The organism is Agrobacterium sp. NPDC090283 (assembly GCF_044769685.1).
Lineage (GTDB): Bacteria > Pseudomonadota > Alphaproteobacteria > Rhizobiales > Rhizobiaceae > Agrobacterium.
Window position 1 is genome coordinate 1 of sequence record NZ_JBIVYG010000010.1, and the last position, 21,390, is coordinate 21,390.

Genomic DNA, 21,390 nt, shown 5'->3' on the forward strand with positions numbered 1-21,390 from the left:
GATCGAGATGTGCCTTTGAGACGTCGCATCCGATGTAAACAGGGTGTACCATGGCAAGCCTCATCCTGTACTGCGAGGTCCGCGGTGACGGCCTCCATCAACTGTTCAGGTTGGGATTATCAAGAGCGGGCGGAGGCCAAAGCCAGCAAACGGTCTCAATCGACCAGGACCCCGACGGCCTTCCGCCCGCAACCCTTATAACACAAGTGCAATACACAGGACCCCGGATCAAGTCCGGGGTGACGAAGTGCGGATGATGGAACTGTGGTAAGATCGCAGGTTCAGCGAGCAGCCAGCAAATCAGACCAATTCACCCAAACGGCCGAACCGCATGGGCAAGGTCCTCCGCCGTCAGGCCGTCGCCTGCCCGGTGGCCGGCCTCGCCATGCAGCCAGACCCCGGCCGCAGCCGCTTCGAAGGCGGGAGCTCCCTGCGCCAGCAGCGCGCCGATGATACCGGCCAGCACATCCCCTGATCCGGCCGTCGCAAGGCTCGCGGGAGCATTGGTGTTGACCAGCGCCCGGCCATCCGGCGCGGCAATCACCGTATCCGCGCCCTTGTAGACCAGCACGGCGCCGCTGCGGGCCGAGGCGACCTGCGCCTTCTCGATCTTGCTCAGCATCTTGTCAGCGGCAAGATCGGGAAACAGTCTCGCAAACTCGCCCTCATGCGGCGTCAGCACGAATTTGCCCGTGCCAGACGTAATACGCTCGAACAGGACCTCCTTGTGATCCCTGAAAGCGGTGATTGCATCGGCATCCAGAACGACCGCCTTGTCTGCGAGCAGGGACATGAAGTGCCGCGCCTTTTCGAGGTCGCCGAAACCCGGACCGAGAACGAAAGTGCCATGACGCCCATCGTCCAGCCACGACCGCAGATCGTCGGCATCGTCGATCGGCGCATTCATCACCGCCGTCAGCGTGACGGACAGCACGTCGAGCGCATCTTTCGGGGCGGCGATGGTGACGATGCCCGCCCCCGCCTTCAGTGCCGCAAGCGCCGTCATGCGGCTTGCGCCGGTCGCATGGGCCGGGCCGGAAAAGACGGTCAGATGCCCTCTACGGAATTTATGGGTTTCCCTATCGGCATGAGGCAAGGCATCGCGCCAGACCAGCGGGCTATTTTCCGCCACCCATCCCGCATGGGTGTCAAGGATGCGGGACGGAATGCCGATATCGAACACCTCGAGTGCTCCGCAAAGCTCCCGTCCCGGCATCAGCAGATGACCCGGCTTGCGCGCCATGAAGGTCACCGTCCGCTCCGCCCTGAACGATGCGCCGAGAGGCACACCCCGCCTGCCGCAGAGGCCCGAGGGCAGATCGACGGCGAGAACCGGCACCTTCGCCTGCGTGACCGCCTCGATCACCCGGACAAGCTCCTGCGGAACATCGCGGGACAATCCGGCCCCGAACACCGCATCGATCACCACATCGCCGACAAGAGGCGCATAGCCGGCAAGCGGCAGCGGCGTCACGCCGCTCCGCTCGAATGCCGTCCGCGCATCGCCCCTGAGCGCGCCGACATCGCCGAGACGATGAACCGCGACAACCGCTCCGCTCTGCAAAAGCGCCCGCGCCGCCACATAACCATCGCCGCCATTATTGCCGCCGCCGCAGAGCACGACGAAACGCTGCGCCTGCGGATGGTGACGCAGCGCCGAGGCGGCAACCGCCTGCCCCGCCCGCTCCATCAGGTCATAAAGAGGAATGCCGGATTGCCCGGCCGCCGCGTCGATGCGGGCCATGGCAACAGGATCGATCAGGAAGAGGTGCGGGAGGGATTTCATGTCCCGATCATCCCTTCAAAACGCCGGAAAGGCAATCGATACAAAAATAAGCAAATCGCCATGTCTAAATAATAGACAAATGCATAAAATATAAACAAACAGCCATTTCTTTGTTCGCACCTTTCCAAATATTCAAAAAATCTAAAATAATACAAATTCACAGAAATGCTGATGGATTTTTCGGGTTTCCGCGAGAAATTCGCTGGAAAACGGTAAAAACCGAATGCATTTTGTGCCGGAAGGCCGGGGGATCGAAGTTTTTTCTTCAAGCCCGCTTCCGATCTGGCACAATACGTGCATTCTTGTGGCAGAGCGGGAGTTACCTGCTTTAACGGGAGAAGCGGAGAGATATTTTCTCATGAAAAAGATCGAAGCGATCATTAAGCCTTTCAAGCTCGATGAAGTGAAGGAAGCCCTTCAGGAAGTCGGACTTCAGGGAATCACGGTCACGGAAGCAAAAGGCTTTGGTCGTCAGAAGGGCCACACGGAACTCTACCGCGGTGCAGAGTACGTCGTGGACTTTTTGCCGAAAGTGAAAGTCGAAGTCGTATTGGCGGATGAGAATGCGGAAGCCGTCATCGAGGCGATCCGCAATGCGGCGCAGACCGGACGTATCGGCGACGGAAAGATTTTCGTTTCCAATATCGAGGAAGTCATCCGCATCCGTACCGGTGAAACAGGCGTGGACGCCATATAATCAAGAACGTCCCGAGCCGGGGAGGCTTGGGTTTTCACCTCGTCATCATCACACTCAAGGAAAACGTTTAAATGACGACCGCAAACGATATCTTGAAGCAGATCAAGGATAACGACATCAAGTTCGTGGACCTGCGCTTTACCGACCCCAAGGGCAAGCTGCAGCACGTCACCATGGATGTTGTCTGTGTGGACGAAGACATGTTCGCCGATGGCGTCATGTTCGACGGCTCCTCGATCGCCGGCTGGAAGGCCATCAACGAGTCAGACATGGTGCTGATGCCCGATCCGGCCACCGCCCATATCGACCCGTTCTTCGCCCAGTCCACCCTGGTCGTCCTTTGCGACATTCTCGACCCGGTCTCGGGCGAAGCCTATAACCGCGACCCGCGCGGCACCGCCAAGAAGGCCGAAGCCTATCTCAAGGCGTCGGGTATCGGCGACACCGTTTTCGTTGGCCCCGAGCCTGAATTCTTCGTCTTCGACGACGTGAAGTACAAGGCAGACCCCTACAATACGGGCTTCAAGCTCGACTCGTCCGAACTGCCGTCCAACGACGACACCGACTACGAAACCGGCAACCTCGGCCACCGTCCGCGCGTCAAGGGCGGTTATTTCCCCGTTCCGCCGATCGACAGCCTGCAGGACATGCGTTCCGAAATGCTGACGGTTCTGGCCGAAATGGGCGTCGTTGTTGAAAAGCACCACCACGAAGTGGCTGCCGCACAGCACGAGCTGGGCGTGAAGTTCGACACGCTGGTCTCCAGCGCCGACAAGATGCAGATCTACAAGTACGTCGTACACCAGGTCGCCAATGCCTATGGCAAGACGGCAACCTTCATGCCGAAGCCGATCTTCGGCGATAACGGTTCGGGTATGCACGTTCACCAGTCGATCTGGAAGGGCGGCAAGCCGACGTTTGCGGGCGACGAATATGCCGGCCTCTCCGAGACCTGCCTCTATTACATCGGCGGCATCATCAAGCACGCCAAGGCCATCAACGCCTTCACCAACCCCACCACCAACTCCTACAAGCGTCTGGTGCCGGGTTATGAAGCGCCCGTTCTGCTCGCCTACTCCGCGCGCAACCGCTCCGCATCGTGCCGTATTCCCTTCGGCTCCAACCCGAAGGCAAAGCGCGTCGAAGTCCGCTTCCCGGATCCGACCCAGAACCCCTATCTCGGTTTTGCGGCCATGCTGATGGCCGGCCTCGACGGCATCAAGAACAAGATCCACCCCGGCAAGCCGATGGACAAGGACCTTTACGATCTTCCTGCCAAGGAACTGAAAAAGATCCCGACCGTCTGCGGCTCGCTGCGCGAAGCGCTGGAAAGCCTCGACAAGGATCGCAAGTTCCTGACCGCCGGCGGCGTGTTCGACGACGACCAGATCGACTCGTTCATCGAGCTCAAGATGCAGGAAGTCATGCGTTTCGAAATGACCCCGCATCCGGTCGAATTCGACATGTATTACTCGGCCTGATCGGCATTCGGGACGCTCTTCGGGGCGTCCCTCTGCATTCCGGCGGTTTTCCAGGGAAGACCGCCGTTTTCTTTTGAAGCCCAGCCATCATTGCGAAGCATGTCGAACAAGCCAGCCTCTCAGCAACCACGCCTCACGGACTGGCTCATCTTTCTGGCGGTGCCGTTCTTTTTCTCCAGCAATGTCATTTTCGGCCGTGGCGTCGTCGGCGAAGTCTCGCCTTTCATCGCCGCCTTCATCCGCTGGATCGGATCGACCCTCATCATCGCCCCCTTCATGATCGCCGACTGGCGCAACTGCCTTGCTTTCGTGCGGCGCAAAACGCTGCTCTGGCTCGTCCTCGGCATTCTCGGCATGGGCATCTGCGGCGGCGTGGTCTATTGGGGCCTCACCATGACGACGGCCGCCAACGGCACGCTCATCTACACCACCTCGTCGCTGTTCATCATCCTGTTCCAGCGCATCTTTCAGGGCCGCCCGATCCGCAAGCTCGAAGTGGCCGGCATGATCATCGCCTTTGCCGGCGTGGCGGCCATCGTGCTCAAGGGCGACATGTCCGCCCTCTGGCGCCTGAATTTCAACATTGGCGATTTCGCCATACTGACGGCAGCCATCGCCTTTGCAGTCTATTCGCTGCTTTTGCGCGATCCGGCGGCGCGGCAGATGGCCTCCTTCAGCCTTTTCGGCCTGATCGCATTTTCCGGCGCGCTCGTACTGCTGCCGCCGGCCGCACTGGAACTGGCGCAGGGCGGTTTGCTGCCCGCCACCGGCACGGCCTGGGCGAAGATCGGTGGCATCATCCTGTTCGCCTCGCTATTGGCCTTCTATTGCTTCACCCATACCGTGCGCGTCTTCGGCCCCGTCACGGCGGGCGTCACGCTCTACATGATGCCGCCGGTCTCGATCCTCATGGCCACGCTGTTCCTCGGCGAGACCTTCGAGACCTACCACGCCATCGGCATCGTGCTCGTCACCGGCGGCGTCATCCTCGCCACAGCGCCCATCGGCGGAAAACGCCGAACCTGAACGACGGCAGACCGGCAGGAGACCGCCAGGTCTTGATATTTCGCATTCCGACACCAACTAATATTGGGAAAGGAAGTCATGCCATGAAACAAAGAAACGCAAAATTTACGCTTGGCGAGATCGTACGCCACAAGGTGTTTCCGTTCCGCGGCGTGGTGATCGACGTGGACCCGGAATATGCCAATACCGAGGAATGGTGGAACGCCATCCCCGCGGAAATCAGGCCGGATCGCGACCAGCCCTTCTATCATCTTCTCGCCGAAAACGAGGAGACGGAATATGTCGCCTATGTCTCGGAGCAGAACCTAGTCCATGACGAAAATGCGACGCCGCTTAGAAACCCCAATATCGGCCGCATCTTCGACAAGGCTCCGAACGGCGAATGGCGTCCGAAGATGTCGACGGCGCATTGACGCCCGTCAATCATCTCCCCGCCCTCCCAGGGTATGAAACGGGCATAAAAAAACCGGTCTGTCGCCAGACCGGTTTTCTGTTTTTGAAGCTTGCGCTGCAATCAGGGCTTCGGCGCGCCCTTGGCGGCGTCCTGAGCGGCTTCCAGCTTCTTGCGGGCTTCTTCAGCCTTCTTCTGCATGCCTTCCTGCAGGCTGCGCTGGCTTTCGGCCAGCTGCGACTGGGTGATCGCCGGGCCGTCATAGGCGCCGGTGAAACCGGAAAGCGCGATCTTGATGGGGTTCGGCGCGCGGCGGAAGTTGATGGAGGTGAAGACCACCTCGCTACCCTTCTTCAAGGAAGCGATCATGGCGTCCGTCAGCGGAACTTCGGCCGTGCACTTGTCGGGAAGGCAAACGGCGTAATCGAGCTTCTGGCCTTTGCCGCCATCGATCTGCATCATCACTCCCGGAGGAACGAGACGCGCGGTTGGAACGGAAACCTGCAGCAGCTTGCGGTTGACCTTGCCTTCAACGGTGATCAGGCCAACGGCGGTGATCATCTGGCCGTTCTGGGCAAGAACCACGTTCTGCACGACGCAGACATCGTTGTCTTCCTGCTTGGAGCAGGTCTTGAACCAGCCGAGCGGCGGAGCGCCGGCGCCCTGAGCGGCGGGAGCAGCATCCTGCGCCTGCGAGATGGCCGGAGCGGACATTGCGCCGAGAGAAAGGACCAGAGCGGACAGAGCCGTCCGGGTGAATGTGTTTGCCTTGTGCATCATAAGAGTTCCGTCTCCTGAATGTCTGCCAGAACAGAACCGCAAGGTCCTGTTCGCCGATGGCGGTATCCTTCTGCCCGTTCAACTGTCGTTTAAATGAGGCAAATGCGTGACCCGTCTCTTCCGGTCCCCCTGTTACATGCCGATCGCGGCGATATCCAGCACTTCTTTAACTTTTTCTTGAGCGGACCCAAGATTTCCCGCCCTCGCATGGGTCATGCAATGTCCGTGTGCTACATATCTGCCAGAATCATGACGATAAACGGGTCGTGACGCACATCGGACGGACAATTGGACAGGATAGTGACATGCGCAACCTTATGACGACAAAACACGTCAAAGCGGCTTCAAATGCCGGCGCATCTGTTATTCCCTCATTCCTGTGCCTGTCACAGGAATCCAGCCGACGCGCGTCTGCGCGGCGAGGAGAGTCCTTTCAGCCCAAGGACTTGGGCTGGCTGGATTCCTGTGACAGGCAGAGGAATGAGGGGGAGCATCTGCTGCGCCGGTCACGCGCTTTGTTCCGCACATTCGGTCTGACAATAGTTTTTGCAGCCGTGCTCCTGCCCGGAATATCGCAGGCACAGCCGCTTCACGGCATTTCCATGCATGGCACGCCCGCCCTGCCGGCAGATTTCCGCCACCTCCCTTATGTCAATCCGGACGTGAAGAAAGGCGGCCGCATCTCCTATGGCGTCGTTGGCACCTTCGACAGCCTCAATCCCTTCGTGCTCAAGGGAATGCGCACCACCGCACGCGGCGTCTGGGACCCGGAATTCGGCAATCTTCTCTACGAACCGCTGATGCTGCGCTCCAGCGACGAGCCTTTCAGCCTTTACGGCCTCCTGGCCGAAACCGCGGAGTGGGATGAGGAGCGCAGCTTCGTCCAGTTCAACCTCAACCCGAAGGCAAAATGGTCCGACGGCGAGCCTGTGACCGCAGATGACGTGATCTTCACCTTCAATCTCCTTAAGGAAAAAGGCCGCCCGCCCTTCAATACCCGTCTGGACGGCGTGGCGAAGCTGGAAAAAATCGGCGATCGCAGCGTGCGTTTCACCTTCAATGACAAGGCGAACCGCGAAACGCCGCTCATTCTCGCCTCCTCCACCCCGATCCTGCCGAAACATGCGATCGATCCGGAAAAATTCGAGCAAGCCGGGCTGGGGCCAGTCGTCGGCTCGGGTCCATACCGAATCAAGATCCTGCGGCCGGGCGAACGAATCATCTGGGAGCGGAACCCGGATTATTGGGGCAAGGATATTCCCGGTAAGGTCGGCTTCGACAATTACGACGAGATCAGCGTCACCTATTTCCTTCAGGTCACCACCATGTTCGAGGCCTTCAAGAAGGGCGATATCGACATTTATCCCGAAGGCGACGCCATCAACGGCACCTCCGATACCTCCCACTGGGGGCAGGCCTATAATTTCCCGGCCGTCCATCGCGGCGATATCGTCAAGGACGTCTTCCAGCCGCGCCTGCCCACCGGCATGTTCGGCCTCGTTTTCAACACCCGCCGCGCCGTCTTCGCCGACGAAAAGGTGCGCGAGGGCCTGTCCTATGCGCTTGATTTCGAATGGATGAACAAGAACATCCTCGGCGGCTCCTTCAAGCGTACGCAGAGTTACTGGCAGAACTCCCCGCTCGGCGCCTATGGCAATGCCGCAGACGAGCGCGAACTTGCCCTGCTTGGCGACGCCGCGAAAACCATGCCGCCGGAACTGCTGGCGGGAACCTATGCCATGCCGACCACCGATAGCACCGGCGCGGACCGCAAAGTTCTGAAAATGGCCGTCGACAAGCTGAAAGAGGCTGGCTACAGCATCAAGAACGGTAGGATGTCCGACGCCAACGGTCGTCAGCTCGCCTTCGAAATCATGACGCAGAACCCGGCGCAGGAGCGCATCGCGCTTGCCTATCAGCGTTCGCTGAACCTGATCGGCGTCGCCATGGGCATCCGCTCGGTCGATGACGGGCAATATCAGGCCCGCTCGAACAGCTTCGATTATGATATGATCATCCGCTCCCTGCCCTCCTCGCTCTCACCGGGCATGGAACAGCTCAACCGCTGGAGCTCGCTCTCGCGGGATGCGCAGGGCAGCTTCAACTATGCGGGCGCGGCAAATCCCGACATAGACCGCATGATCGAGGCGCTGCTGCAGGCGCGCTCGACGGAGGATTTTCAGGCCGCGGTGCGCGGTTACGACCGCCTTCTGGTCGCCGGCCACTACGTCATTCCGCTTTATTACATCGGCGCGCAATGGGTGGCCCGCTGGAAATATATCGACCGCCCGGATATGACGCCAATATCCGGCAATCAGAAACAGACCTGGTGGGACGCGCGGGCGCAATAAACCGCACCGCACCCATCCCCGGCAGAAAAAGGGAAGATAAAACCATGGAACGCATCGTTATCGACGTCGTATCGGATATGGTCTGCCCGTGGTGTTATCTCGGCAAGGCAAGGCTCGATCTCGCCATTGCCGAGGTGCAGGACGAAATCAGCGTCGACGTGAACTGGCGTCCTTACCGCCTCAACCCGGATTATCCGCCTGAAGGCGTCGACCAGAAAGCCGCTCTCGAGGAAAAGCTCGGCAAGGAGCGCCTGGAACAGGCCCATGCCACGCTGGTGCAGCTCGGCAGGGAAGTCGGCATCAACTACGATTTCGATGCGATTAAGATCGGGCCGAATACGCTCGACGCCCATCGGCTGTCGCTCTGGGCGCATTCGGAAGGCCGCGATGTGCAGGAGAAGGTCGTCACCGGTCTGTTCAAGGCCAATTTCGAGGAAGGGCGCAACATCGGCGATCACACGGTGCTGACCGATGTGGCCGAAAAATCCGGCATGGACGCCAAGGTCGTGGCGCGGCTTCTCGCCTCGGATGCGGACAAGGACACGGTCATCGCCGAAATTGATGCGGCGCAGCAAATGGGTGTCGCCGGCGTGCCGTTTTTCATCATCGACCAGAAATACGCCATAAGCGGTGCACAAACGCCCGACGTCTTGATTGCTGCACTGCGGGATATTGCAAAAATCAAGACGGACGAGCATAGATCGATGAACTGACGGTCAAATCACCGACGGTTTTCAGCAACTCGATTTTTCGCCGGTGTTTCCGTGTCCGACAAGACCCTGAAAGGCATTCTGCTCGCCTTTGCCGCCTTCGCTGCCTACGCCTGGAGCGATGCCAGCGTTAAACTCATAGAAGGCCAGATTTCGCCGATCGAATCGGCCTTCTTCGGCGCCCTGTTCGGCCTCATCGCCCTGCCCTTCATCCGCAAGCGCAATGATCGCTGGGTGGATGTGGTGAAGACGACGAACCGCCCTTTGTGGATCATCCGTTTTTTTGCCGCTGGCACGGGTGCCGTCGGCAGCGTAACCGCTTTCACCCATCTTTCCATGGCAGAAGCCTTTGCGCTGATCTTCCTGCTGCCTTCCTTCGTCACCATCATGTCGGTGGTGTTTTTGAAAGAACAGGTGGGCATCCGCCGCTGGTCGGCGGTCATCATCGGTTTTCTCGGGGTACTGGTCATCCTGCGTCCGGGCTTTCGCGAACTCGGCGTCGGCCATCTCGGCGCCATCATCGGCGGCTTCAGCGGCGCGCTCAGCATCGTCATCTTCCGCGCCATGGGCCCTTCGGAAAAGAACGTCTCACTTTATGGCGCCGGCGTGCTGGGCTGTCTCATCATCAGCGGCATCGCCATGGTGCCGACCTTTGTCATGCCAGGCGGCGAACAATGGCTGCTGCTGGCAGGCTATGGGCTGCTCGGCGCACTCGGCAACGTATTGGTGATGTATGCCGCCCAATATGCGCCGGCCGCAATGATCGGCCCGACGCAATATAGCCAGATGCTCTGGGCCATCCTGTTCGGTTATCTGATTTTCGGTGACCGCATCGACGGATGGATGCTGATCGGCATCGCCCTCATCGTCGGCTCCGGTCTGCTGACGCTCATCCGCGAAAAGCAGAGGAAAGTGCCGCTGCCCGCCTCCATCGCTGCGACCGACCAGAACGTGGCCGTGGGGATCACGCCGGAAGACGCGCCGCGGACCCTTTAGTCAACGGCGCGTTCCTGCATCGCTGCTTGAGCGGCAGGGCTCAGTCGCAGACCCGTGCGCGATACATGTCGCCCCAGGCATTCTGCCGCCAGACGACATGGCAACGCGGATATACCGGCTGATAGATCACCGGAGGGCCGTAAACCGGCGGACCATAAAAGGGATCGCCGTAATAGGGGCCGCCATAGGAATGCCGCGCCCCGGCGACGATAGCGCCGCCGATAATTGCGCCGGCAATTCCCGCGGCAATACCAGCGCCGCCATGCCCGTGTCCGAAATGGTTGCGTGCTTCCGCCTGGCCGGTGGTGGCAATTGTGGTGCCCGCAATTGTCAAAGCAACCAGACCTGCGGTGACGAACCTGTTCATGTTGGTCCACATCGTCTTGCTCCTTCGTCTTCCCACTCGCGCGTCATATTGGGCGCAGCAGAGGACATGAAAACAAGACTACGCCCGCCGAAGCTACCGCCGCATGTCCGTTTCATTACATCCCGGTAATGTTTGCAGAGCCTTGGGAGCGGGAGGTGAGGTAGAGCAGACGGATGGCAGATCCTTCCGTTTTCGTTTGTCCGGGAGTGTTTTAGGTGTTGGGTTTCGGGAAGTATTTATTGATAGCGGATCGAGGGTGGGTGGGGTTTTACCCCCCTCTGCCCTGCCGGGCATCTCCCCCTCAAGGGGGGAGATCAGCAGGAGGCCCTACCGCCACTTCATTCTCTGACCCTGAGATGGGCGAAACTTCGTCGCAGATCGATCTCCCCCCTTGAGGGGGAGATGCCCGGCAGGGCAGAGGGGGGTAAACCCCACCCATCTTCGGTTAGTTGCCAAATGGACAAGCTCCCGAAAGCTCAGATCTACGACCGCGCCAGTTCCGCCAGCTGCGTCATGATCATCGCCGCACCCGTCAGCCGCTTTTCCGGCGTCGGCAGATCGCGATTGAGGAACAGGCTGTGGTCAGGACGGATTTTCGCCATCGAGCCCTGCTTGCCGATGTAACCGACCAGCGCCGCCGGGTTCGGGAATTCCTTGTTGCGGAACTGCACGACGACGCCCTTCGGCCCGGCATCCAGCTTCTCGACATTGGCCGTGCGGCAGAGCGACTTGATGTAGACGATCTTGAGAAGATGCTGCACCTCTTTCGGCAGCGGGCCGAAACGGTCGATCATTTCCGCACCGAAACCGTCGATCTCGCTGATATCGGCAAGCTCGCCGAGACGGCGATAAAGACCCATGCGCAGATGCAGATCGGGAACGTAGTCTTCCGGGATCATCACCGAGGTACCGACGGAGATTTGCGGCGACCAGCCGCTATCCTGCACCTGCTCGTCACCCTTCACCTCGGCCACCGCCTCTTCCAGCATCTGCTGGTAAAGCTCGAAACCGACTTCCTTGATGTGACCGGACTGTTCTTCACCCAAGAGATTGCCCGCACCGCGAATATCGAGGTCGTGGCTTGCCAGCTGGAAGCCGGCACCCAGCGTATCGAGCGATTGCAGCACCTTCAGCCGGCGCTCGGCAGTCGTTGTCAGCACCTTGTTGACCGGCAGGGTGAAGAGCGCGAAGGCGCGCACCTTGGACCGGCCGACGCGGCCGCGCAGCTGGTAAAGCTGGGCGAGACCGAACATATCGGCCCGGTGCACGATCAGCGTATTGGCAGTCGGCACGTCGAGGCCGGATTCGACGATGGTGGTCGACAGCAGCACGTCATATTTGCCGTCGTAGAAGGCATTCATGATGTCTTCAAGTTCACCTGCCGGCATCTGGCCATGCGCCACCGCCACCTTCAGTTCCGGCACATCCGATTGCAGGAACGCGTGAATATCGGCAAGGTCGGCAAGACGCGGGCAGACATAAAAACTCTGGCCGCCGCGATAATGCTCGCGCATCAGCGTCTCGCGAATGACGAGCGGGTCGAACGGCGAAATGAAGGTACGCACCGCCATGCGGTCCACCGGCGGCGTGGTGATGAGCGACAACTCACGCACACCCGTCATGGCCAGTTGCAGCGTGCGGGGAATGGGCGTCGCGGATAGCGTCAGCACATGCACGTCGCTCTTCAGCTCCTTCAGCCGCTCTTTGTGCTTCACGCCGAAATGCTGCTCTTCGTCGATGATCAAGAGGCCGAGATTGGCAAAGCTGATGCCCGCGCCAAGCAGCGCATGGGTGCCGACAACGATATCGGTCTTGCCATCCGCCACTTCCTTTTTCGTCAACGTCAGTTCCTTGGAGCCGACAAGGCGCGAAGCCTGCTGCACCCGGATGGGCAGGCCACGGAAACGTTCCGAGAAAGTGCGGAAATGCTGGCGGGAAAGCAACGTAGTCGGCACCACCACTGCCACCTGCACGCCATTCATGGCGGCGAGGAAGGCGGCGCGGAGCGCCACTTCGGTCTTGCCGAAACCGACATCGCCGCAGATAAGGCGATCCATCGGCCGGCCGGCACCGAGATCTTCGCGAATGGCCTCGATGGCATTCAGCTGGTCTTCCGTCTCATCATAGGGGAAACGGGCAGCGAATTCGTCATAAAGCCCATCCGGCGCCGCCAGCACCGGCGCATGGCGCACCAGACGCGCAGCCGCAATGCGGATAAGCTCATCGGCCATATCGAGCAGGCGCTTCTTGAGCTTGGCCTTGCGCATCTGCCATGCGCCGCCGCCAAGCTTGTCCAGCTGCGCTTCCGCCGCATCCGAGCCGTAACGGGACAGAAGATCGATGTTTTCAACCGGCAGGAACAGCTTGGCATCGTCGGCATAATGCAGTTCCAGACAGGCGCGCGGCGCGCCCGCCGCCTCGATGGTGCGCAGGCCGACGAAGCGGCCGATACCATGTTCGGCATGGACGACCAGCGAGCCCTCATCCAGCCCCGCCACTTCCGAGATGAAATCCGCACCGCGCTTGCGGCGCTTGGAGCGCCGCACCATGCGGTCGCCGAGAATGTCCTGCTCGCCGATCACGGCAAGATTGCCGGTCTCGAAACCCGCTTCGAGGCTCAGCACCGCCGAGGCGGCCTCGCCCTTGCCGAGCGTCTCCACCTCTTTCAGCGCGGTGACGGGTTTGATCTTCTCAAGCCCGTGTTCGTTCAGCACCTGCAGCAGCCGGTCGAGCGAACCCTCCGACCAGCCTGTTATCAGCACCTTCCAGCCCTTGGCGCGGCGCTCGGCAATATGCTTCACCGCCAGATCGAAGACGTTGATCCGCTCGGCGCTCTCGCCTTCGGTCGGCGGACGCGCCCAGCGCGGCCCGACATGGGCGTCCAGCGTCGCGACCGGGCGGCCTTCGCTGTCCTGTTCGTTGAAAGGTGTCAGCCGAACCGCGTTGACGGCGGCGAGTGCTGCATCGAAACTCTTGCCATCGAGATAAAGCTGGCCGGGCGAAACCGGCTTGTATGGCGCGCCCTGCGTCGAACCCTTGGTCTCGCCGGAAGCCCGCCGAGCGTCGTAATAATCGAGCACCAGCTTGGAGCGTTCCTTCGCCGCCTCGCGCGCCGTGTGATCGGTGACGATGCGGAAACCCTTGAGATAATCAAAGGCGGTTTCCAGCTGCTCGTAAAACAGCGGCAGCCAGTGCTCCATGCCGGCATAACGGCGGCCTTCGGAGACGGCCTGATAAAGCGCATCGTCACGCGTCGCAGCACCGAACAGCGACAGGTAATTCTTGCGGAAACGGCTGATCGTATCCGGCGTCAGCGTCACTTCGCTCATCGGGTTCAGATCCAGCGAACGCGCCTGGCCGATGGTGCGCTGGCTGGCCGGATCGAAGGTGCGGATGCTCTCCAGCGTATCGCCGAAGAAATCGAGCCGCACCGGCTCTTCCGTGCCCGGCACGAAAACGTCGAGAATGCCGCCGCGCACGGCGAATTCGCCCACTTCACGCACCGTCGCCACCCGGTCGAAACCGTTGCGCTCCAGCCTTGCTGCAATCTCTTCCATGCGAATCTGATTGCCGGGTCTGGCCGAAAAACCGAGGCTCTCGATAATGTCGCGCGGCGCCATCTTCTGCAGCATGGCGTTGACGGTGACGAGCACGATGGCCGGATGCGATTTCTTTGCGTGGGCGATGAGGCCGGAAAGCGCCGCCAGCCGGCGCGCCGAGGTGTCGGCGCTCGGTGACACGCGGTCATAAGGAAGGCAGTCCCAGGCCGGCAGCGTCATCACCGGAATATCAGGCGCAACAAAACCGAGGATCTGTTCGAGATCGGCAACCCGCTGGCCATCCGACATCACATAGGCGACCGACGTGCCTGCCCGCGCCATGTCGGCCAACAACAGGGCTTCCATGCCGGAAGGCACGTTTCCGATGGTCAGCGGCGTATCGGCCGACGACACCAGCTTTGCATCGAATCCGGCTATCATGTTTCAGGCTTTCAGGGTGTCAGTGGTGACGAGATCGAAATCGGGACGGTAGGAGGCGATCTTTTCAAACAGCGGTGTCTGGAATTTTTCCGGGATGGCAAGGGCGCCCGTCACCATCTTAACGAGGTCGTTATCCTCTTCCGCCATGATGACTTCCAGCTCGTCGAGCTGCTCATCGGAAAGCCCGGCAATATTGTCTTCCGCGAATTGCCCGAGCACCAGATCCATCTCGCGAATGCCCCGGTGCCAGCAGCGGTAAAGAATCCGCCTGCGTCTCGGATCGAGGTCGGCACTCGTGCGCACCAGTCCAGTCATCGCATTTTCCTTCCCATATGGATCGCCGCGCGTGATTCATTGGTTCCATCTGCGGTTTCATCTGCCGGTCCATCCCCACCACCCTCATTCCTGTGCCCGTCACAGGAATCCAGCCGACGCGCGTCTGCGCGGCGAAAGGAGTCCTTTTCAGCCCAAGGACTTGGACTGACTGGATCCCTGTGACAAGCACAGGGATGAGGAAGAGGAGAGCATCGTGAAAAACAGCAGGCTCCGAACTTGCAGCGCGCCCTTCAATCTTTGCCTCGTCTATCGTGACCTCCTATAGAACAAGAAGCGAACGCTTGGGAACCGGTTTTTATCGAAATAATGCCACGGCGATGAAAATCTGCCGGTGATAACCCGCCTTTGTGACCAGCCAAGTCTTGCATAAGCCGCCCCCTTCCCTGATTTTGCTGACCCATGCGCCCGGCCATTCTCGATCCGCTGTTTGCCTCCGTCTCCACCCTTGCCGGTGTGGGGCCGAAGCTCGCCGATCTTCTGGCGAAATTGCTGAGCCGGGAAAGCGCCGACGACACCCGCGTTATCGATCTCCTCTTCCATGCGCCCTCCAACGTCATCGACCGCCGCAACCGCCCCGGCATTGCGCTGGCCAGCCCCGGCGCCATTGTCACCATTCAGGGACGCATCGACCGGCACCAGCCGCCGCCACCGGGAAACCGCTCCGCGCCCTATCGCGTCTTCCTGCATGACGAGACCGGCGAACTGGCGCTGACCTTCTTCCGCGCCAAGGGCGACTGGCTGTCCAAGGCCCTGCCGGTCGATGAAGAGGTTCTCGTCAGCGGCAAGGTGGACTGGTTCAACGGCCGCGCCTCCATGGTGCATCCGGATTTCATGGTGAAGCTGTCAGAGGCGGAGAACCTGCCGCTGGTCGAAGCCGTTTACCCCATGACCGCTGGGCTATCACCCAAGGTGCTGCGCCGCGCCATCGAAGGCGGGCTGTCGAAATTGCCGGTCTTTCCGGAATGGATCGACGAGACGCTGAAAACCCGCCAGGGTTTCGGCGATGTCGCCTCAAGCTTCCGCGAGCTGCACGATCCGCGCGACAGCGCCGATATCGAGCCGCAGGCCCCGGCGCGCAGGCGGCTTGCTTATGACGAATTCCTCGCCGGGCAGTTGTCACTCGCATTGGTGCGCCAGCGGCTGCGCAAGGTGGCGGGCCAGCCGATCCGCGCCAGGGGCGATATCGCCGCAAAAATCCTCTCGCAGCTACCCTTCTCGCTGACCGCAAGCCAGAGCGCCGCGGTGAAGGATATCCTCACCGACATGGCCGGCGAAGACCGCATGTTGCGGCTACTGCAGGGCGATGTCGGTGCGGGCAAGACGCTGGTGGCGCTGATGGCCATGGCAACGGCGGTGGAGGCCGGCGGACAGGCGGTGCTGATGGCGCCCACCGAAATCCTCGCCCGCCAGCATTACGCCACCATCTCGAAGCTCGCCAATGCCGCGGGCATCACCGTCGAGGTCCTGACCGGCCGCACCAAGGGCAAGGAACGCCGCGAGATCGAGGAGCGCGTCGCATCAGGCGAAGCGCAGATCGTCATCGGCACCCATGCACTGTTTCAGGACAGCGTGACCTACCGGAACCTCGTGCTGGCCGTGGTGGACGAACAGCACCGTTTCGGCGTGCACCAGCGCCTGCGCCTCACCGCCAAGGGCATCACACCGCACATGCTGGTCATGACCGCCACGCCGATTCCGCGCACGCTGGTTCTGGCCGCCTTCGGCGATATGGATGTCTCCAAGCTCACGGAAAAACCTGCGGGCCGCAAACCCATCCAGACGGTGACGATCCCCACAGAGCGGATCGGCGATATCGTCGAGCGGCTGCGTGCGGCGCTGAAGGATGGCAAGAAGGCCTACTGGATCTGCCCGCTGGTGGAGGAAACGGAAGAATCCGACCTGATGTCGGCCGAAGAGCGGCACGCGGTTCTCTCGCAGATGCTCGGCGCCAATATCGGCCTCATTCATGGCCGCATGAGCGGCCCGGAGAAAGACGCCGCCATGCTCGCCTTCAAGAGTGGCGAAACCCGGCTGCTGGTGGCGACGACGGTGGTGGAAGTCGGCGTCGATGTGCCTGACGCGACGATCATGGTCATCGAACATGCCGAACGTTTCGGCCTCGCCCAGCTTCACCAGTTGCGCGGCCGCGTAGGGCGTGGCGATGAGGCCTCCACCTGCATCCTGCTCTACAAGGGACCGCTCAGCGAAAACGGTCGCGCCCGGCTTTCCATCCTGCGCGACAGCGAGGACGGCTTCCTGATCGCGGAAGAGGATCTGAAGCTGCGCGGCGAAGGCGAGCTGCTGGGCACTCGCCAGTCCGGCACGCCCGGCTTCCGCATCGCCAGCCTCGAGGCCCATGCCGACCTTCTGGAAATCGCCCGCAAGGACGCGGCCTATGTCATCGAGCGCGACCCGGAACTCACAGGCCCGCGCGGCAATGCGCTGCGCACCCTGCTCTATCTGCACCGCCGCGACGAAGCGATCCGCTTCCTGCATGCCGGCTGAAAGTGAACCGCCATGAACATGATCGACCCCCGCCGCCCGCCACCCGCTTTCCGCAAGGGCTACGCGCTGTGCTCGCCGCAGAACATCCTGCAGCCCGAGACATTCGCGAAGAGCGCGAAAAAGGCGATCGGCAAGGCGTTCAAGAAACCCGGACGCAAGAAGGCCTGGAGCCAGGCGCTGGAAGAAGGCTGGAGCGTGCGGCTGGTCTATATGCGGCTTTTCGTTCCCGTATTCCACGCGACGAATACGGGAACGGAAGTGGATGATCTGGATGACGAGGATTGACCATGAAATCTGGAGACTGTTTGGCTAAAGCGCCGAAGGCCAGCGCTGCGATGTGTGGATGATCGTCAAAATTTCGATATCCTCGCCCACGCGATAGGCAAGGATGTAGGAAATTTCGGAAAGCACGGCTTCCCGTGTTCCTCTGATGCGTCCGACCCGCCCCATGGCTGGCTGTTCCACCAACATATCAACCGCTGAAACAATGCGGGAAATCACCCGGGCTGCAGCCGCTGGATTATCCTTTTCGATATGAGCACCAATTTCATCGAGCCGTCGCAGCGCCCGTAAGGTCCAACGAATTCGCCGGTCACTCATGACGGCCGAGTAGATCTTACATATTTGCCAACAATGTTTGCGAGCTCCTCAGGCGTCCCGAACTCGCCGCGATCGGCTTCCGCCACACCGGCCTCGATCTCCGCAAGCTGCCACTCCTCGCGGGCAACAAAATCCTCAATCGCCCGCGCCGCCATGTAGGATCGCGACCGATCAAGTTTTTCCGCCAGCTGGTCGAGTTTGTCGGCAACGTCATCAGGCAGACGCACAGTGAATGCAGTCATGATCGCAACCTCTTTCGGTTCACCACGATTATTAGTGAACCACATTGGTTCGTCAACCATATGACCTTTCATTCTGCCGTGAGAACGGATGAACGAATCTGGCGCCTCGCAATACCTTCAAACCGGCGCGATCATCTTCGGCGGCGTGAAATCAGGTGCCACCAGACCGCCTGAAATCAGCAGTTTCGCCGCATCTTCCGGCGTCATGTCCAGCATCACGATCTTGTCTTTCGGCACGAACAGCAGGAAACCCGCCGTCGGCACCGGGGTCGGCGGCAGGAAGACGGCGACCATCTGCTGGCCCATCTCGTTGAAACGATGCGCAAGCTCGCCCTTGGCCTCGGAGGCGACGAACACCATCGCCCAGGTGCCGGATGAGGGAAACTCGATCAGGCCGACCTTCTTGAAGGAGTTCGAATGCTCCTTGAGGACGGATTCGAACAGCTGCTTGATGCTCTTGTAGATCGGCCGCACCAGCGGCATGCGGTTGAGGATGGATTCGCCGACGCCGAAAATCCATTTGCCGATGAGGTTATTACCGAGAAAGCCGATGAGCGTGATGCCGATGACGGCGATCAGCAGGCCGAAACCGGGTATCGCCACATCGAAATATTGCTCGGGATCGTAACGGGCCGGAATATAGGGTTTCACCCAGCTATCGGCCCATTGCAGGAAACTCCACACCAGCCACATGGTGATGGTGACGGGCGCGAGGATCAGAACGCCCGTGAGGAAACTATTGCGCAGGCGGGCTGCGAATGAAATTTTGACTGGAATATCGGTCATTTACCGTTCGGAATTAAGCGTTGTCGCCATCGAAACCCGGATGAAAACCGACAATGCCGGATGGAGTTCCACCATGCAAGCGAAGAACTGTGAAATATTCGTCAGGAATCCCTTCCGCATTCACCCCTTCGACATGACGAAAACCGAAGCGGCCATAGTAGTCCGGATCCCCCGCGACAACCACGCCGGAAGCGTTCAGACGCTCCAGAACGGCTAGCCCGTCCCGCACCAGCCCGGAGCCGACGCCCTGTCCCTGCCGTTCCGGTGTCACGGAAAGCGGCGCGAGGCAGAACCAGCCGGTCTCGCCGCTGGTGAGCGTCACCGGCGAGAAGCCGACATGGCCGATGATGCCTTCGCTGTCCTCGGCAACCAGTGAAACGGTGAGCGCATCCGCCTTACGCAGCCGCTCGACGATCAGATGTTCCGTCTTGTCGCTATAATCGACGTCACGGAAGGCCTCTTCCGTAACGCGAGCGATCGCTTCCTCATCGCCCTGCCGCTCCGGCCGGATGATCATTCCACCGTCACCGATTTCGCCAGATTGCGCGGCTGGTCCACATCCGTGCCCATGAAGACGGCGGTGTGGTAAGCCAGCAGCTGGATCGGCAGCGAGAAAACCATCGGCGCGATCAGCTCATCGACATTGGGCAGCGTGATCGTCGCCATGGTGTCGAGCTTGGAAGCGGCGGCACCCTTCTCGTCGGTGATGAAGATGATGCGGCCACCGCGCGCGGCGACCTCCTGCATGTTCGAAACGGTCTTTTCGAAGAAGCGATCATGCGGCGCGATGACGATAACAGGCATGTTCTCGTCGATTAGCGCGATAGGCCCATGCTTCAGCTCGCCCGCGGCATAGCCTTCGGCGTGGATATAGGAGATTTCCTTGAGCTTCAGCGCGCCTTCCAGCGCCAGCGGGAAGCTGGTGCCGCGGCCGAGATAAAGCACGTCCTTGAAACGCGACAGATCGCGAGACAGCGCCTCGATCTGCGGCTGAATGCTGTTCAGAACCTTGCTCATGATGCGCGGCATCTCGGTCAGATGGCGAACCAGTTCGGTTTCCTGCTGGGGCGTGATCGTGCCGCGCGCTTTTCCGGCGGCAACGGCAAGCGAAGCGAGCACGGCAAGCTGGCAGGTGAAGGCCTTGGTGGAGGCCACGCCGATTTCCGGACCGGCAAGAATCGGGAAGATCGCATCGGATTCGCGCGCCATGGTGGATTCGCGCGTATTGACCACCGCGCCGATCTTCAACCCCTCCTGCTGGCAATAACGCAGGGCCGCCAGCGTATCGGCGGTCTCGCCCGATTGCGAAATGAACAATGCGGCCTGCGTGGGAACAAGCGGGATCTCGCGGTAACGGAATTCCGAGGCGACATCGATTTCCACCGGCAGGCGCGCATAACGCTCGAACCAGTATTTACCGATCAGGCCGGACAGATAGGCGGTGCCACAGGCGGAAATGGCAAGTCCGGAAAGCTTAGCGAAATCGATTGCCTTATCGGCTTCCTTGACGGTCTTGCTGGCGAAATCCACGTAATGGCTGAGCGCGTGGGAAATGACTTCCGGCTGCTCGTAGATTTCCTTTTCCATGAAGTGGCGATGGTTGCCCTTGTCGACCACATACGCCGTCGCCTGCGAGATTTGCCGCTCGCGCTTCACCGGCTTGCCGGAGAAATCGATGATCTCGGCACCCTGCCGGGTCACGATGGCGCAATCGCCATCCACCAGATAGGTGATCTCGTTGGTGAAGGGCGACAGCGCGATGGCGTCGGAACCAAGGAACATTTCCCCCCGGCCATAACCGACAGCAAGCGGCGGGCCGGAACGGGCCGAAAGCAGCGTGCCGGGATCGTCCTTGAACATGACCACCAGCGCATAGGCGCCCGTCACGCGGTTCAGCATCTTCAGCATCGCTTCGCGATGGCCGAGACCCTCGCGGGTATATTTCGCCAGAAGCTGCGCCACCACTTCGGTATCGGTCTGGGTGGTGAAACTCGCGCCCTCGGCGGTCAGTTCCTCGCGCAGTTCCGCGAAGTTCTCGATGATGCCATTATGGACGACGGCGACGCCGTCGACGAAATGCGGATGGGCATTGGTTTCGTTCGGAACGCCATGGGTCGCCCAGCGGGTGTGGGCAATGCCGACGACGCCCGGCAGCGGCTCTTCCGAAAGCCTTTTTTCCAGATTGAACAGCTTTCCTTCCGCCCGGCGGCGATCCATCGCGCCATTGTCGATGGTGGCGACACCCGCCGAATCGTAACCGCGATATTCGAGACGCTTCAGCGCATCGACAAGTCGTTCAGCAACGGGCTGGGTTCCGACAATTCCGACAATTCCGCACATATATTTCTCCAGACGG

General features: G+C 60.5%; 19 protein-coding genes. 9 read left to right on the forward strand and 10 right to left on the reverse strand.

Translation table 11 applies throughout. From position 1 onward, the window contains the following. Positions 1–310: 310 nt before the first annotated feature. The gene (locus ACIQUH_RS15505; protein WP_400816598.1) at positions 311–1,786 is read right to left on the reverse strand and encodes an NAD(P)H-hydrate dehydratase; all 1,476 of its coding nucleotides are present in this window, start codon (positions 1,784–1,786) and stop codon (positions 311–313) included. 358 nt (positions 1,787–2,144) lie between these two features. On the opposite strand from ACIQUH_RS15505, the gene ACIQUH_RS15510 reads away from it, so the two are divergent. The 4 genes from ACIQUH_RS15510 (at position 2,145) to hspQ (ending at position 5,403) form a co-directional block, all read left to right on the forward strand. Beyond that, entirely contained in the window at positions 2,145–2,483 is a 339-nt protein-coding gene (locus ACIQUH_RS15510; RefSeq protein ID WP_003508042.1) for a P-II family nitrogen regulator, read from the forward strand. Positions 2,484–2,554: 71 nt separating this feature from the next. Further along, positions 2,555–3,964: a type I glutamate--ammonia ligase gene (glnA, locus tag ACIQUH_RS15515; protein WP_003523416.1), complete on the forward strand. Its 1,410-nt coding sequence runs from the start codon at positions 2,555–2,557 to the stop codon at positions 3,962–3,964. Between the two features lie 99 nt (positions 3,965–4,063). Next, positions 4,064–4,990: a DMT family transporter gene (locus ACIQUH_RS15520; protein WP_400816601.1), complete on the forward strand. Its 927-nt coding sequence runs from the start codon at positions 4,064–4,066 to the stop codon at positions 4,988–4,990. Positions 4,991–5,073: 83 nt separating this feature from the next. Continuing rightward, positions 5,074–5,403, forward strand: a complete 330-nt coding sequence (gene hspQ, locus ACIQUH_RS15525) for a heat shock protein HspQ (RefSeq protein ID WP_400816603.1) — start codon at positions 5,074–5,076, stop codon at positions 5,401–5,403. A 101-nt stretch (positions 5,404–5,504) separates the two neighbouring features. Here the strand turns inward: hspQ and ACIQUH_RS15530 are convergent, their stop codons facing one another. Next, positions 5,505–6,161 (reverse strand): invasion associated locus B family protein, encoded by a 657-nt coding sequence (locus ACIQUH_RS15530; protein WP_003523420.1) that lies wholly within the window; start codon positions 6,159–6,161, stop codon positions 5,505–5,507. A 305-nt stretch (positions 6,162–6,466) separates the two neighbouring features. Between ACIQUH_RS15530 and ACIQUH_RS15535 the strand changes: the two genes are divergently transcribed. The 3 genes from ACIQUH_RS15535 to ACIQUH_RS15545 are packed head-to-tail and all read left to right on the forward strand — an operon-like array spanning position 6,467 to position 10,218. Further along, positions 6,467–8,512: an extracellular solute-binding protein gene (locus ACIQUH_RS15535; protein WP_400816606.1), complete on the forward strand. Its 2,046-nt coding sequence runs from the start codon at positions 6,467–6,469 to the stop codon at positions 8,510–8,512. Positions 8,513–8,556: 44 nt separating this feature from the next. Then, positions 8,557–9,225, forward strand: coding sequence for a DsbA family oxidoreductase (locus ACIQUH_RS15540; protein WP_400816608.1), 669 nt, complete (start codon positions 8,557–8,559; stop codon positions 9,223–9,225). A 51-nt stretch (positions 9,226–9,276) separates the two neighbouring features. Further along, positions 9,277–10,218: a DMT family transporter gene (locus tag ACIQUH_RS15545; protein WP_400816610.1), complete on the forward strand. Its 942-nt coding sequence runs from the start codon at positions 9,277–9,279 to the stop codon at positions 10,216–10,218. 40 nt (positions 10,219–10,258) lie between these two features. Here the strand turns inward: ACIQUH_RS15545 and ACIQUH_RS15550 are convergent, their stop codons facing one another. From ACIQUH_RS15550 to ACIQUH_RS15560, 3 genes are all read right to left on the reverse strand, one after another. After that, the gene (locus tag ACIQUH_RS15550) at positions 10,259–10,597 is read right to left on the reverse strand and encodes a hypothetical protein (protein ID WP_400816612.1); all 339 of its coding nucleotides are present in this window, start codon (positions 10,595–10,597) and stop codon (positions 10,259–10,261) included. Between the two features lie 470 nt (positions 10,598–11,067). Then, the gene (gene mfd, locus ACIQUH_RS15555) at positions 11,068–14,565 is read right to left on the reverse strand and encodes a transcription-repair coupling factor (RefSeq protein WP_400816614.1); all 3,498 of its coding nucleotides are present in this window, start codon (positions 14,563–14,565) and stop codon (positions 11,068–11,070) included. 3 nt (positions 14,566–14,568) lie between these two features. Then, positions 14,569–14,880: a succinate dehydrogenase assembly factor 2 gene (locus tag ACIQUH_RS15560; RefSeq protein WP_077982075.1), complete on the reverse strand. Its 312-nt coding sequence runs from the start codon at positions 14,878–14,880 to the stop codon at positions 14,569–14,571. Positions 14,881–15,300: 420 nt separating this feature from the next. Here ACIQUH_RS15560 and recG point away from each other — a divergent pair, with 420 nt between their 5' ends. Together recG and ACIQUH_RS15570 are read left to right on the forward strand one after the other, a co-directional pair. Then, a complete protein-coding gene (recG, locus tag ACIQUH_RS15565; protein WP_400816617.1) occupies positions 15,301–17,406 on the forward strand; it encodes an ATP-dependent DNA helicase RecG in 2,106 nt (701 codons plus the stop codon). A 12-nt stretch (positions 17,407–17,418) separates the two neighbouring features. Next, positions 17,419–17,691: a hypothetical protein gene (locus ACIQUH_RS15570; RefSeq protein ID WP_080834739.1), complete on the forward strand. Its 273-nt coding sequence runs from the start codon at positions 17,419–17,421 to the stop codon at positions 17,689–17,691. A 24-nt stretch (positions 17,692–17,715) separates the two neighbouring features. On the opposite strand, the gene ACIQUH_RS15575 is transcribed toward ACIQUH_RS15570, so the two are convergent. The 5 genes from ACIQUH_RS15575 to glmS form a co-directional block, all read right to left on the reverse strand. Next, positions 17,716–18,006 (reverse strand): type II toxin-antitoxin system RelE/ParE family toxin, encoded by a 291-nt coding sequence (locus ACIQUH_RS15575; RefSeq protein ID WP_400816620.1) that lies wholly within the window; start codon positions 18,004–18,006, stop codon positions 17,716–17,718. Beyond that, entirely contained in the window at positions 18,003–18,248 is a 246-nt protein-coding gene (locus ACIQUH_RS15580) for a CopG family ribbon-helix-helix protein (protein WP_400816622.1), read from the reverse strand. Before ACIQUH_RS15580 ends, ACIQUH_RS15575 begins: the two co-directional genes overlap by 4 nt. A gap of 117 nt (positions 18,249–18,365) precedes the next feature. Further along, positions 18,366–19,034, reverse strand: a complete 669-nt coding sequence (locus tag ACIQUH_RS15585; RefSeq protein ID WP_020012801.1) for a DUF502 domain-containing protein — start codon at positions 19,032–19,034, stop codon at positions 18,366–18,368. Positions 19,035–19,047: 13 nt separating this feature from the next. Further along, on the reverse strand, positions 19,048–19,551 hold the full coding sequence (locus tag ACIQUH_RS15590; RefSeq protein ID WP_400816624.1) for a GNAT family N-acetyltransferase: 504 nt from the start codon (positions 19,549–19,551) through the stop codon (positions 19,048–19,050). Beyond that, positions 19,548–21,374, reverse strand: coding sequence for a glutamine--fructose-6-phosphate transaminase (isomerizing) (glmS, locus tag ACIQUH_RS15595; RefSeq protein WP_400816626.1), 1,827 nt, complete (start codon positions 21,372–21,374; stop codon positions 19,548–19,550). Before glmS ends, ACIQUH_RS15590 begins: the two co-directional genes overlap by 4 nt. Positions 21,375–21,390: the final 16 nt, after the last annotated feature.